This window comes from Saccharothrix obliqua, assembly GCF_019375475.1.
In the GTDB taxonomy this organism is placed as follows: domain Bacteria; phylum Actinomycetota; class Actinomycetes; order Mycobacteriales; family Pseudonocardiaceae; genus Actinosynnema; species Actinosynnema obliqua.
Genome location: NZ_JAHXGQ010000002.1, coordinates 524,952 through 537,899, shown reverse-complemented (window position 1 = coordinate 537,899; position 12,948 = coordinate 524,952). Strand labels below are relative to the sequence as shown.

Annotated in this window: 14 protein-coding genes; 8 read left to right on the top strand and 6 right to left on the bottom strand. The window is 73.4% G+C overall.

Going from position 1 to position 12,948, the window contains the following annotated elements:
• Positions 1 to 12: 12 nt before the first annotated feature.
• Genes KZQ38_RS08450 through KZQ38_RS08440 form a run of 3 tightly spaced genes read left to right on the top strand, consistent with a single transcriptional unit; the run spans position 13 to position 2,470 of the window.
• Positions 13 to 1,125: a sensor histidine kinase gene (locus KZQ38_RS08450; protein WP_219440075.1), complete on the top strand. Its 1,113-nt coding sequence runs from the start codon at positions 13 to 15 to the stop codon at positions 1,123 to 1,125.
• A complete protein-coding gene (locus KZQ38_RS08445; RefSeq protein ID WP_219440074.1) occupies positions 1,122 to 1,775 on the top strand; it encodes a response regulator in 654 nt (217 codons plus the stop codon). Before KZQ38_RS08450 ends, KZQ38_RS08445 begins: the two co-directional genes overlap by 4 nt.
• A gap of 59 nt (positions 1,776 to 1,834) precedes the next feature.
• Positions 1,835 to 2,470, top strand: a complete 636-nt coding sequence (locus KZQ38_RS08440) for an HAD hydrolase-like protein (RefSeq protein ID WP_219440073.1) — start codon at positions 1,835 to 1,837, stop codon at positions 2,468 to 2,470.
• 77 nt (positions 2,471 to 2,547) lie between these two features.
• On the opposite strand, the gene KZQ38_RS08435 is transcribed toward KZQ38_RS08440, so the two are convergent.
• Positions 2,548 to 3,459 carry a LysR family transcriptional regulator gene (locus KZQ38_RS08435; RefSeq protein ID WP_219440072.1) on the bottom strand — a complete coding sequence of 304 codons (912 nt, stop codon included), beginning with the start codon at positions 3,457 to 3,459 and terminating at the stop codon, positions 2,548 to 2,550.
• A gap of 106 nt (positions 3,460 to 3,565) precedes the next feature.
• Here KZQ38_RS08435 and KZQ38_RS08430 point away from each other — a divergent pair, with 106 nt between their 5' ends.
• From KZQ38_RS08430 to KZQ38_RS08420, 3 genes are all read left to right on the top strand, one after another.
• A complete protein-coding gene (locus tag KZQ38_RS08430; RefSeq protein WP_219440071.1) occupies positions 3,566 to 5,008 on the top strand; it encodes an MFS transporter in 1,443 nt (480 codons plus the stop codon).
• A gap of 43 nt (positions 5,009 to 5,051) precedes the next feature.
• Positions 5,052 to 5,204, top strand: a complete 153-nt coding sequence (locus KZQ38_RS08425) for a hypothetical protein (RefSeq protein WP_219440070.1) — start codon at positions 5,052 to 5,054, stop codon at positions 5,202 to 5,204.
• Between the two features lie 149 nt (positions 5,205 to 5,353).
• Entirely contained in the window at positions 5,354 to 6,415 is a 1,062-nt protein-coding gene (locus KZQ38_RS08420) for an aldo/keto reductase (protein WP_308258308.1), read from the top strand.
• A 219-nt stretch (positions 6,416 to 6,634) separates the two neighbouring features.
• On the opposite strand, the gene KZQ38_RS08415 is transcribed toward KZQ38_RS08420, so the two are convergent.
• Entirely contained in the window at positions 6,635 to 7,372 is a 738-nt protein-coding gene (locus KZQ38_RS08415; RefSeq protein ID WP_219440069.1) for a GbsR/MarR family transcriptional regulator, read from the bottom strand.
• Positions 7,373 to 7,597: 225 nt separating this feature from the next.
• Here KZQ38_RS08415 and KZQ38_RS08410 point away from each other — a divergent pair, with 225 nt between their 5' ends.
• On the top strand, positions 7,598 to 8,260 hold the full coding sequence (locus tag KZQ38_RS08410) for a DUF4097 family beta strand repeat-containing protein (RefSeq protein WP_219440068.1): 663 nt from the start codon (positions 7,598 to 7,600) through the stop codon (positions 8,258 to 8,260).
• Positions 8,261 to 8,270: 10 nt separating this feature from the next.
• Here KZQ38_RS08410 and KZQ38_RS08405 read toward each other — a convergent pair whose 3' ends face one another.
• Positions 8,271 to 8,984, bottom strand: coding sequence for a hypothetical protein (locus KZQ38_RS08405; RefSeq protein ID WP_219440067.1), 714 nt, complete (start codon positions 8,982 to 8,984; stop codon positions 8,271 to 8,273).
• Positions 8,981 to 10,273, bottom strand: a complete 1,293-nt coding sequence (locus KZQ38_RS08400; RefSeq protein WP_308258307.1) for a right-handed parallel beta-helix repeat-containing protein — start codon at positions 10,271 to 10,273, stop codon at positions 8,981 to 8,983. Before KZQ38_RS08400 ends, KZQ38_RS08405 begins: the two co-directional genes overlap by 4 nt.
• Before the next feature lie 83 nt (positions 10,274 to 10,356).
• Here KZQ38_RS08400 and KZQ38_RS08395 point away from each other — a divergent pair, with 83 nt between their 5' ends.
• A complete protein-coding gene (locus KZQ38_RS08395; RefSeq protein WP_219440066.1) occupies positions 10,357 to 11,409 on the top strand; it encodes a Dyp-type peroxidase in 1,053 nt (350 codons plus the stop codon).
• On the opposite strand, the gene KZQ38_RS08390 is transcribed toward KZQ38_RS08395, so the two are convergent.
• Both KZQ38_RS08390 and KZQ38_RS08385 read right to left on the bottom strand, forming a co-directional pair.
• Positions 11,406 to 12,299 (bottom strand): hypothetical protein, encoded by an 894-nt coding sequence (locus KZQ38_RS08390; RefSeq protein WP_219440065.1) that lies wholly within the window; start codon positions 12,297 to 12,299, stop codon positions 11,406 to 11,408. The two genes, KZQ38_RS08395 and KZQ38_RS08390, sit on opposite strands and share 4 nt — an antisense overlap.
• 10 nt (positions 12,300 to 12,309) lie before the next feature.
• Complete coding sequence (locus KZQ38_RS08385; RefSeq protein WP_219440064.1) at positions 12,310 to 12,861, bottom strand: papain-like cysteine protease family protein; 552 nt, start codon at positions 12,859 to 12,861, stop codon at positions 12,310 to 12,312.
• Between the last annotated feature and the right edge of the window lie 87 nt (positions 12,862 to 12,948).

Sequence of the window (12,948 nt, the reverse complement as noted above, 5' to 3'; positions counted from 1 at the left end):
GGATTCCGGGATATGCCCTCGCTGCCACGCGGTCGCGACCAGTTCGCCGTCGGGGCCGCCGTGCTGGGCACCGGCGCCGGGGTGCTCAACCTCGCCTACGCCGTCGACTGGGGCTGGGTCCTCGCGGTGGCGATCACGCCCGCCCTGGTGGTGCGGGTGTGGTGGCGCTCGATGCCCGGTTGGCTGCTGCTCTCGTGGGTGGCGGTCCCCACCGTCGTCGGTGACGCGCTGGTGGTCACCCAGAGCGCCTACCTCGTGCTGACCGTCGCGCTGGCCGTGGTCGCCGCCGACGCGCCGCGGCGGGTCGAGCACGTGCTCGTGGTGCTGTGCCTGGTGTCGCCGTTCGTGATCCGGCTCCTCGACACCAACGGCTGGCACGACGGCATCGGTGGCTGGATCTGGTTCGGCGGGCTGCTGATCGGCTGGGGCTTCGGCCACCTGGCCCGCCGGCAGTGGGCGTTGATCGAGGAGCTGGAGCGGACCCGCACGAAGCTGGCCGAGACCGCCGTGGCCGAGGACCGCCAGCGCATCGCGCGGGAGCTGCACGACCTCGTCGGGCACAGCTTCAGCGTCGTGCTCCTGCACCTGTCCGGCGCGCGGATGACGCTCGAAGCGTCGCCCACCGGGACCGCCGCGGTCGCCGACGCCCTGCGGCAGGCGGAGGACGTCGGCCGGCGGGGGATGGACGAACTCCGCCAGGCGTTGCTGCTCATGCACCGCGGCGCGCGGTCGCTCGAACCGTTCGAACCGGGTGACGTCGAGCGCCTGGTGGAGGGCTACCGCGCGGCCGGGATGCGCGTCCACGTGGAGATCGAGGGGGACATGGACCAGGTGTCGGCCGCGCCGCGCATCGTGCTGCACGACGTGCTGCGGGAAGCGCTCACCAACGTCGCCAAGCACGCCCGGACACCGGAGGCGGAGGTGCGCATCGACATCGTCGACGACCGGGTCACCGTCCGGGTCGAGAGCGCGCTCGGCACGACGCCGGGACGTGCCGGGATGGGGCTGACCGGGTTGGCGCACCGGGTGTCCGCCATCGACGGCACCTTCGAGGCCCGGCCGGACCGGGCGCGCTGGGTGGTCCGGGCCGGCCTGCCCCGCCGCCTCGCCGGAGCCGCCGCGTGATCGGCGTGCTGCTGGTGGACGACCAGCCGATGGTGCGTGCCGGGTTGGCGCTCGTCCTGCGCAGCCGGCCGGACATCGAGGTCGTCGGCGAGTGCGACCACGGCGGCGAGGTCGTGGCCGCCGTCGCCCGGTGGAAGCCCGACGTGGTGTGCATGGACGTGCAAATGCCGGTGGTGGACGGGATCGAGGCGACGCGCCGGGTGCGTGCCGCGGGCGGGCCGCCGGTCTGCGTCCTGACCACCTTCGGCGACGAGCAGATGCTCTGGTCCGCGGTCGACGCCGGCGCGGCGGGTTTCGAGCTGAAGTCCGCGACGCCGGAGAACCTGATCGAGGCGGTGCGCACGGTCGCCTCGGGCGGCACCTGGATCGACGGCACCCTGCTCGGCCCGATCCTCGACTCCTACCGACGCCTGACCCGACCCCCGACGCGTGCCGACGACCGCGCCGCGACGCTCACCGAACGCGAACTCGACGTCCTCCGCCTGATGGCGCGCGGCGCGTCCAACCGCGAGATCGCCGAACGGCTGCACCTGGCCGAGTCCACGGTCAAGACCCACGTGGGCGGCCTGTTCGCCAAGCTCGACGCCCGCGACCGCGCCGCGGCCATCGTCTTCGCCTACGACGCCGGCCTGGTGAACCCCGGGGGCTGACCGGCGGCACGCCGGTACGGTCCGACTGGTCGGGTGTCGGGCGGAGGGACGGGGACGTCGTGCGTGCCGAGGAGTTACGGGCGGAGTGGGATCACGTGCTGGTCGCGCTGGACGGGCCGGTCGCGGGGGCGTTGGCGACGGGGTCGGTCGCCGACCGGTTGCGGACGATGGTGGGTGAGGACCGGTTGCCGTGGGAGGTGTCGCGGACGCGCGACCCGTACGTGGTGCTCGCCCACGCGAGGACCATCGGTCCGGCCACCGAGCGGGCCGTGCGCGCGCAGTGGCGTCGGGTGGAGCACGCGGTGGTGGCCGCCGCGCAGCCGGTGCCCGGTGTGCGTGACGCGTTCGCTGCACTGGTCGCCGGCGGCGTGCAGATCACCGTCGTCGCCGCGCTGGACGTGGCGGCGGTCCGGGCGTTCCTCGTGCTGCACGGGCTGGAGGAGCACGTGCGCCGCCTGGTCGGGCGTGCCGAGTCGGATCGCGTCGCCCCGGACCTGGTGCCGTCGGCGGTCCACGCCGGTGCCCTGCCTGCGCGGTCGTGCGTGTTCATCGGCAGCGCGCCCGCCGACCTCGCCGCCGCCCGCGCGGCCGGTGTGACCACGATCCGCCACCGCCGCGCCGAAACCGGGACCGACGACTGGTTCGCGGCGTTGTCCACGCCGACGCGTGGCCGGCGGCGCACCCCCGCCGAGTGACGTCGGCGACCCGGTCCGCGCGCCGCTTCCCGTGGCGGGCCGTCCCGCGCCCGTCGGCAGTTCGCCGCCGCGAACCGCTAGGCAGGCACGGCGTGCACGCCCGGCGCGTGCGCCACCTCGTCCGCGATCCTGGCGAACGCCCGGATCAGCGGGGTTTCCTCGGCGGTGCGCCACACCAGCGCCACCTCGGAGTCGGGCAGGTCGCGGATGGGCACCAGCGCCACGTCGGGCCGCGCGTTGTAGCGCGACACCGACTCCACGACCGGCGCGACGCCCAGCCCCGCGGCCACTTGTGCCAACAACTCCTGGAACGTGGTCACCACCGGCCCGCGCGGGATGCGCCGACCGCTGGGCGTGCGCGCCGGGGCGTGGAACTCCCACCAGTAGCCGGGCGCCGGGCCGGCGACGTCCACCACCGCCTCGTCGGCGAGGTCCTCGACGTCGACGGACTCCCGGTGGGCGAACCGGTGGCCGCTCGGCACCGCGAGCATCCGCGGTTCGGACAGCAGGACCGGCCCCACGGTGAGGTCGTCCTCGCGCACGGGCAGCCGCGTGATGAGCACGTCCACGTCGCCCGCGCGCAGCGGGCCCAGCGGGTCGGCGCAACGCACTTCGCTGAAGGTCACCACGTGGTCCGGGTGGCGGGACCGGAAGCGGCCCAGGACGTCGGTGGTGAGTTCGTTGGCCGCGGTGCCGAGGAAACCCAGCCGCAGCGGGCCGTCCGCGCTTCTCGCGGCGGCCGAGGCGTGGTCGATCGCGCGGTGCAGCTCCTGGTAGGCGGGGCGCACCTCCCGGTAGAACCGCTCGCCCAGCGCCGTCAGCCGCACGCGCCTGCTGGTGCGCTCGAACAACGCCCCGCCGATCCGGCGCTCCAGCAACCGGATCGTCTGGCTCACCCGCGCCGGCGAGAGGTGCAGGCGTTCCGCGGTCCGCCGGAAGTGCAGTTCCTCCGCGACCACGAGGAAGCACTCGATCTCACGCAGTTCCACCGCTCTCCCCCTCGATGGTTCAGCCCAGTTCAACGAGCGTTGCGGACTCCGCCGTTGTTCGGCCGGCCGGCCGCGACCACGCTCGGCTGCGACAACCGATTCCGGCATGTCCGCGTCGCACACGTCGTCCGCCGTCGCCGGGAGGACGACCGGCCGCCGGTGGTTGGTGCTGGTGGCGGTCATGACCGGCACGTTCCTGTCGATGCTCAACGACTTCATCGTCAACGTGGCGACGCCCGCCATCCGCACCGACCTGTCCGCCACGTTCGCCGAGATCCAGTTGATCATCGGCGGGTACGTGCTGGTCTACGGGCTGCTGCTGGTGCCGGCCGGGCGGTTGGGCGACATCCACGGCCACCGCGGGCTGTTCCTCATCGGCGCGGCCCTGTTCAGCGTGGCTTCCCTCGCCTGCGGCCTGGCTCCGAACCCGCCGGTCCTGATCGTGTTCCGCGTCGTGCAGGCGGTCGGCGCGGCCCTGCTGTACCCGCAGGTGCTGTCCATCCTGCAACTGACCTTCACCGGCAGGCAGCGCGCCACCGCGTTCGCCGTGTACGGGGCCACCATCTCGCTGGCCTCGATCGCGGGTCAGCTCATCGGCGGCGTGCTGGTGGAGGCGGACCTGTTCGGGCTGGGGTGGCGCGCGGTGTTCCTGATCAACGTCCCGGTGGCCCTGGCGACGGTCGCCGCCGCCGCGGTGTCGTTGCCGCGCACCCGTGCCGCCGTCCGGCCCCGCCTCGACCTGCCGGGGCTCGGCCTGCTCACCGCGACCCTCGCGCTGCTGACGTTCCCGCTCATCCAGGGCCGGGAGTTCGGCTGGCCGCTGTGGCTGATCGCGCTGCTCGTGCTGTCCGCGCCCGCGCTCGCCGCGTTCGTCGCCTACGAGCAGCGGCGCACCCGGCAGGGCCGGTTCGCGCTGGTGCCGCCGTCGTTGTTCCGCATCCGCGGCTTCAGCGCGGGCAACGCCATCGCGCTGATCTTCTTCGCCGGCAACAGCGGCCTGTTCTTCCTGCTGCCCCTCCAGTTGCAGAACGGCTTGGGTCACTCCGCGCTGTACGCGGGACTGACGTTCAGCCCGCTCGCGGTCGCCTTCGGCATCGGGTCGGTGCTGGCGCCCCGCGTGCAGCGGCGGATCGGGGACCACGTGCTCAGCCTGGGGTACGCGGTCAACGTGGTCGGCAACATCGCCCTGCTGGTCTGCGTGGTCGTCGCGGGCGCGGACATGACCGGTTGGCTGCTCGCGCCCGCGTTGTTCGTCGTGGGCCTCGGCCAGGGCCTCGGCGTCAGCCCGCTGATCGGCGCGGCCCTGCGGGACGTGCCCGAAGGCGACGCGGGCTCCGCCTCGGGCGTGATCCAGACGCTGATGCAGATCGGCGTCGCGTTCGGTGTCGCGGTGATCGGGCTCGTGTTCTTCGCCGTGCTCGGCACGGCCACCGATCCCGTCGGCTACACGACCGCGTTCACCTGGTCGCTGGTCGCCGGTCCGGTCCTGTCCCTGATCTCCCTCCTGCTGGTCCCCGCCCTGATCGGCAAGTCCCACCAGTCCCGGTGAACGCGCGAGCACGGGTACGACCGGAAGGAACCCCGATGTCCACGTGGTGGACCGCGCGCACGAGGAGGTGCTGGAGCACTGCGAGCGGGAGGGGATCGCCTTCCTGCCGTGGTTCCCACCGGACACCGGCAACCTCGCCGCGGCGGAACGCCCGCGCAACGGGTGCCGGCGTGGCTGTTGCACCGCTCGCCCGTAGTCCTCGCGATACGGGGCACCGGGTCACTGGCGCACCTGGAGGAGAATTGCGCCGCCGCCACCAGTCGAACTGGACGCCGGAGTGGCTGCCGAGCTGTCCGCGCCGGCGCGAACCTGAGAACCAACCCGAACACGACGAGGGGACGAAACGTGCGCTACACCCTGTTCGGTCGGACCGGTCTGCGCGTGTCCGAGCTGTGCCTGGGCACCATGACGTTCGGCGAGGACTGGGGTTGGGGTGCCGCCCGCGACACCAGTGCCCGCATCCTGGAGCGCTACGCGGAGGCCGGTGGCAACTTCATCGACACCGCCAACGCCTACACCAACGGCACCTCCGAGACCATTCTCGGCGAGCTGCTCGAAGGCCGGCGCGACGAGTTCGTGCTGGCGACCAAGTACACCTCGATGACCCGCCCCGGCGACGTCAACTCGGCGGGCAACCACCGCAAGAACCTGGTGTCCTCCTTAGAGGCCAGCCTGCGCCGGTTGCGCACCGACTACGTGGACGTGCTGTGGGTGCACGCGCGCGACACGCTCACCCCCGTCCAGGAGGTGATGCGTGCCCTGGACGACCAGGTGCGCGCGGGCAAGGTCCGCTACGTCGGGGTGTCGGACTGGCCCGCGTGGGAGATCGCCCAGGCCAACACGTTGGCGGAGCTGAAGGACTGGACGCCGTTCGCGGGCGTGCAACTGCGCTACAACCTGCTCGAGCGGACGCCGGAGCGCGAGCTGCTGCCCATGTCCCGCGTCTTCGACCTGGCGGTGCTGGCCTGGGGACCGCTGGCGGAGGGCCTGCTGACCGGGAAGTACCTCGACGCGTCGGCCGCGGGCAGGCTCGACCGCGTCGAGTCGTGGAGCCCCAAGGGCGAGCACGTCGACAACATCGTCCGCGAGGTGGTCGCCGTCGCCGCCGAGGGCGGGTGGTCACCGGCGCAGGTGGCACTGGCCTGGCTGCGCGGCAGGCCCGGCTCGGTGATTTCCATGCTGGGCGCGACCAAGGAGGCGCAGCTCCTCGACAACCTGGGCAGCCTGGACGTTCGGCTGGACCACGAGCAGACCGCCCGGCTGGACAAGATCAGCGCGCCCTCGCTGGGGTTCCCGCACGACTTCCTGCGTCACCCGATAATCACCGAGGTCGTGTACGGGGACCGCTGGCGTGAGGTCGAGGACCGCCGCGACACGGTCCGCCGCTCGGTCAACGACGCCGGCTGACCGCGAGGACCCGAGCGGCGCCCACCCAGTCAAGCGCCGCTCACCAGCCGGGGCGCGCGGCTCCCCCCTGCCGCCGCCCCGGCGTCCGCGTGCGACAGGACGTCGCCGGTGCCGGGGACGCGCTGTCACAACCGGTGTCGCGAAGCGCCGACCCGCGCGGTGCTCGCGCCAGGGCGGGACCTCCGGGGAGTCCTGGTCGGGGAGGTCCGGGGTGATGGCCTACCCGCGGTCCGCGTCGCCGTCCGCGAGTGGTTTCGCGTAGAGGATGTCGCGGGCCTGCTCGGCGGCGCGGGTGATGGCCTCGCCGACGAAGTCCAGGAACCGCCCGATGTTCTCCAGGCGGGCGGCGGCCGGGCTGTCCGGGCCGAGGATGCCGACGCCCTGCCGCGCGGTTTCCGCGAGCTGGGCGTTGGAGCGGGCACTGGCGATCATCGACTGGTACCAGACGTCGTCGTCGACCGAGTAGCGCTCACGCCGGCGCTCGTCGCGTTCCCGCCGGACGAGGCCCTGGCCCTCCAGGAACGCGACGGCCTTGGAGACCGACGCCGGGCTGACCTGGAGGTGCCCGACGAGTTCGGCGGCGGTGAGGCTGCCCGCGTCGGTGGTGTAGAGGCACGTCAGCGTCCGGGCCATCATCCTGGGCAGGCCGGACTGCATGAGCAGGGCCGTGAACGCCTCCTCGTACTCGCGCACGGCCTCGGCGTCGCGCCCATGGGACCGCGGTGCCGCCGGCGTCCCGCGTGGCGTGGCCGGCCGACGCCGTTGGGCCCGGTGCTCGGTGGCGCGGTGGGCCAGGTCGGCGCGGTAGGCGGTGGGGCCGCCGTTGCGCATCACCTCGCGGGTGACCGTGGAGGTCGGGCGGTCGAGTCCTCTGGCGATCTCCGCGTAGGCGAGGCCGTCGGCCAGGCCCAGCGCGATCTGCCGGCGTTCCTGCTGGGTAAGCCTGCCGCCCGGCATCGTGGTCCCTCCAATGTTCGCGTGGTGCGCCCACGGTAGCGTTCACTCACAGGCCATTGCAACGCCGGACGGATGATCGTTGCGTTAGATTCCAAGCCCATTGCAATGATGTTCATGCGCTGAACAGCAAAAACGCTGTAAAAGTGCAACAAGCTTGTTGCCCGATCAGTGATCGCAACGTAGCGTTTCCGGTGTCAGAAACAACGAGCACCGGAGTTGAACACCATGTCGAAGTTCACCACCCCCGCCCCGATCTCCGCCGTCCTCGACATCCCGGCGGGCCTCGTCCGGTTCATCGCCGCCGACCGCGCCGACACCGTGGTCGAGGTCCTGCCCGCGGACGCCGCCAAGGGGCGGGACGTGCGGGCGGCCCAGGAGACCTCGGTCGACTGCGTCGACGGCGTGCTGCGGGTCGAGACCCCCGTGCGCAACCAGCTCCTCGGGGCCTCCGGCGCCGTCGAGGTGACGGTCCAGCTGCCCGCCGGTTCCCGCGTCGAGGCGAAGGCGGCCGGCGCGGAGTTCCGGGGTGTCGGGCGGCTCGGCGACGTCGTCTTCGAGGGCTCGCACGGCGAGATCAAGATCGACGAGGCCACGAGCGTCCGCTCCACCACCGCCGCCGGCGACGTCTCGGTCGGCCGCCTGCACGGCTCGGCGGAGATCAGCACCGCCAAGGGCGACATCCACATCGCCGAGGCCAGGGGCGGCACCCTCGTCCTGCGCACCCGGGCCGGTCACGTGTCGGTCGGCGCGGCGGCCGGCGTCTCCGCCGCGCTGGACGCCGGTACCGCCCGCGGTCGCGTCCACAACACGCTCCGCAACACCGGGGACGTCGACCTGGAGATCCGGGCGACCACCGACGACGGCGACATCACCGCCCGTGCCCTCTGACGCCCGGTGCTCAGCGCCAGGTGAAGGGCGGGACCTCCGGGGAGTCCTGGTCGGGGAGGTCGAGGGTGATGACGTCGCCGTTGCCGCCGACGGGTGCGGTGACGCGGCGCAGCGCACCACCGCCGTCGATCCAGTACCGGACGCGGTCCCGCCGGGTGTTGTCGGTGGCGGGACCGGGACCCGCCACCACCATGAGGTGACCGTTGCCGAGGCGTTCGGAGCGCAGCCAGCGCGCGTCGCTCCGGGCCAGCGACTGGGCGTTCTCCGGCCGGTCGGTGGCCAGGTCGAGGGTCATCAGCAGGGCGGCGTCGACGGTGTTGTGCCGGGGCGCGGGCGGGCGGGACTTCCACTCGACGGTGGCCGGTGGCTGGTCCGGCAGGCCGCCCGCCCACTCGTGCGCCACGGCGATGGCCGAGGACGTCCACTGGAGGAGGTAGCCGATGCGCTCACCGGTGGGCTCGGTGGCGTGGACCGTCCCGTAACCGCGGCGGTCGCGCCAGTCGACGCGGGCGTTCAGGTGGAGGTTGCGGCCCGCGCTGGGGATCACGCCGATGACGGCGCCGCGCCCGCGCTGGTGGTTGGCGAAGCGGACGAGGGCGATGCGCTCGGCCTCGTCGGTGGTGAGCGGTCGCGGGTTGTCGGCCGCGGCGGGTGTCGTGCCCGGCCCCGAGCAGCCCGCCAGCAGCAGCGCGGTGGCGACGGCGGCGAGCAGGCGGCGGGTCACGGTCGGCTCCTGTCGGCGAGCAGGGACGGATCGGGCAGCGTGACCCGGTCCAGCGGCGGCACCGGGGGCAGCCGTTCGACGGTGGCGGTGGCCGGGTCGGGCAGCTGGGGTTGGGCCGGGGGGAGCGGCACGTCGCGGAAGGACGTGCCGGCGGGCGCCCGGGGCGCGCGCGGCAGCGGCGCGGCGGGCAGGTCCGCGCCGGCGGGCGGGCAGTCGGCCACGGGCAGGTCCGCGGGGTGCGCCGTCGCGGCGGTGTTGCCGCGCAGGCAGTTGTCCCGGCTGGGCGCCCGTCCGGTGGCGGTGTTGGCGAAGTCGACGGCGTTGTCGGCGAACGCGTTGGCGTGGGCGTTGTTGCCGATGGCGGGGATGTCCTCGGTGGAGGTGAGCACCAGCCCGGCTCGCGGGTGCCCCCGGACGAGGTTGCGGACGACGGTGTTGCGCTGCCCGCCGCCGATGCCGATCCCGATGCCGAAACCGCCGTCGGCCTGCTGCGGGGTGCGCGGCTCGGCGTTGTCGGCGACGAGGTTGCCCGCGACCGCGGAGTCCTCCTGCGGTCGGAACGCCTCCAGGTAGTCGGAGCCGATGCTCATCCCGACCCGGTTGCGGGTGAACCGGTTGCGCAGCACCCACAACCCGATGCCGGCGTTGGTGCCCTCGTACCCCACGGCGTTGTGCTCGGCGACGTTGTCGGTCACCAGGACGTGACAGGGTTTGCACTGCCCCACGTGGAGCCCGGAGCCGGCGCTGCCCGAGGCGTAGTTGTGCTCGATGACGCCGTGGCGGGCGTTGAACGCGTAGATGCCGTGGAGGCCGTTGTTCGCGGCGGTGACGTACCGGACGCGGAACCCCTCCAGCGGCGGCGACCGGTCGGGGTCCAACCGCTGGTAGCCGTCGGCCCCGCGGGCGTCGGGTTCCCCGCCGTCGCGGGTCGCGCCGGTGAGCAGCACGCCGTTGAACAGGTGGTCGCGCACGGTCAGGTTCTCCACGACGACCGCCGGTGCGGTCACCACGACCCCGTGCCTGCGCCGTCCCTGCCCGTCGATGACCACGCCGTTGCGGTCGGTGCCCCGCAACGTCACGTGGTCGGTGCGGATGTGGACGCTCTCGTGGTACACGCCGGGTGAGATCAGGACCAGGCTGCCCGGCCGGGCGTCGGCCACCGCGGACCCGATGGTCGCCTGGTCCCGGGGCACGCGGATGACGCGTGCGCCGTCGGGCTCGGCCGCCTCGCCGGTGCAGGCCGCGATGAGGACGGCCGGCACGGCGAGGAGGGCGTGGAGGCGGGACACCGGGCGGACTCCTGACGCGGTTCACCGGAATGGGTACGGGCCGTGGACCAGCGGCCTGATCGTAGCGTGACAGAATCAGCACCGTGCGTGATCGACCGGAATTCACCCGACGAGGCGTGGTCGCCGGTGGACTGCTCGCCCTGGCGTCGTTGTCGGCGTGCCGCCGGGGCTCTTCCCCGGTGGCGTGGTCGCCCGTGGTCGCCCGTACGCAAGCGGGGGTCGACCGCCCCGACCCGCCGCAGGCGTTCCTCGGCCTGGCCGTCTACGACGTGCCCGGCGACGTGCGCCCGCTGCTGGCCCGCCTGACCGACGTCGTCCGCACCGCGACCGCCGACCTCACCGTCACCGTGGGGCTCGGGCCCCGCCTGGTCGCCGCCGTCGACCCGGCCCTGCCGGGCGCGCGGGACCTGCCCGCCTTCGACCGCGAGGAGATCACCACGCCGGCGCGGGGCGGCGACCTGATGGTCCAGGTGTGCGCCGGCGACCCGGTGGACGTCACGGCGACGACGACGCTCGTGGCCCGGGAGGTCGGCGCCGCGCCGCGCTGGTCCCAGCGCGGTTTCCGGCAGGCCGGGCAGCGCATCGGCCGCAACGTCCTGGGCTTCCTCGACGGCATCGAGGTGCCGCGCGGTGCGGCCGTGGACCGGGAGGTCTGGCTCTCCGCGCCGGCGGCCGTGGCGGGCGGCACCGTCGCCGTCGTCCGGCGGCTCCGCGTGGACCTGGCGGCGTTCCTGGCGCAACCGCTCGACCGGCAGGAAGCCGTCGTCGGCCGCCGCCGCGCCGACGGCGCGCCGCTCACCGGCGGCGGCCTGACCGACCACGTCGACCTGGCCGCCCGGACGCCCGACGGCCGCTACGTGGTGCCGGTCAACGCCCACGTCCGCCGCGCCAACCCGGCCGCCACCGGCAGCGGCGCCATGCTGCGGCGCGGCTACAGCTACGACAACGGTCCCGGCGACGCCGGCCTGCTGTTCATCTCGTACCAGCGGGACCTGCGCACCTTCACCGCCACCCAGCACCGCTTGGACGAGGCCGACGACCTCATGGCCTTCACCACCGCCACGGCTTCCGCCACGTTCCTCGTCCTGCCCGGCCCCGCTCCCGGCGAACCCCTCGGGCACCGGTTGTTCGGCTAGGCGGTGCCGGGCAGGTCGTTGTGGCGCGCGGGTCGTGGACCGCGGCGGCGGAGGAGGAGGAGCGCGCCGCCCACGAGTGCGAGTGCCACCGCCGATCCGCCGACGACCAGCGGGGCCGTCGACGGCCCGTCGCCCGCCTCACCGCTCGCGGTGCTGTAGCCGCTGGAGAAACCCCCGGTGTCGTACTCCGAGCCGGCCAGCTTGTCGGCGTAGCGGGACTTCACCAGTTTCTGGTAGTCGGCCAGTGACATGGACTCCCGCCCGCCCAGACCCTCCCGCGCCGGGTCGTTGAGCGGCGTGACCGTGAGGAGCCGCAACCGGTACCAGCCGCGGATCTGGGGTTCGGTGAACACCAGGTCGCCCACCCCGGCCATGCCGGCGTGGGCGAAGTCGCCGTCGCCCTCGCGCACCGCCGCCAGGTGCCAGCCACCGCCCTCGGTGCGGGCGAGCATGACGGTGACCTTCCGGTCGTTCACGGCGACGCTCGCCGTCGACACCAGGTGGCTCAGCCGCACCGCCTCGATCGCCGTGGGTTGGGCGGTTCCGGCGACGAACGCGGGCGTGATCTCGTTGACCGCCACCGGGTCCTTGAGCGTGAAGGTCGGCAGCGCCGCGCACGGGTCGGGTTTGTCGGGGATCTCCTGCGGTGTCCCGGTTTCGCCCCGGGGCAGCGGCACGCTCACGAAGCGGCAGACCGCTTCGAGCACGGGGGTCGACTTCACCAGGGTGAGGGCGGCCTGGTAGTCCGGGATGTCGGCCGGGAGCGGGTCCCGGGCCGCGGTGGCCGGCCCGGTGGCGCACAGCAGCGCGGACGCGCCCAGGGCCAGGACGGCGGTCAGGCGGGCGAGGCGCGACGCCACTGCTCCGCCGGTCATCGGTGTTGCGCGCATGTCGCCTGCCTCAACGGGAGATGCCGATCCGGGAGTGGGTCCACTTGTGCGAGTTGTTGCTGACGTAGTCGCTGTAGTTCCACCAGGTGTAGGTGGTGGCGTTCGGCCACGGGTCGGCCACGCCGATGGTGTTGTTCGAGGTGTCGAAGCCGTAGATGACGTTCATGTGGCCGCCGCCCGAGGACCAGCCGATGCGCGCGCCCAGCGGGCGGGAAGCCTTGACCTCGGTGAGGACCTGGTTGAACGTGGCCGCGCTGCTCAACCCCGTGCCGGTGTGCGTCATGCCCAGGCTGCCCCAGGCGCGTGCCATGTCGTCCAGCGTGGCGGGGTGGTTGTCGCAGCCGTAGTAGGGCTTGGCCCGCGTGCAGAAGTCCGCCTGCGTGCTGCCGTGACCGTGGTACTTCGCGATCGTCAGGCCGGAGGCGACCCAGCACCACTGGGTCTTCTCCTGCTTCTGCATGGAGATGTTGTCGTATGCCGCTTCCGCCCCGGCCGTGCCACCGGCCACGAGCAACACGCAGGCCGCCAGCGCGGTGGCCGCGGCCATTCTCGCCCTGCCCATTCGAGTGCCTTCCCGGTTGTGACTTCTCGGCTCGCTCACCGCGGGGCCGCACCACGCGACGGGCTGCTCCTTCCCGGCGTAGCCCGG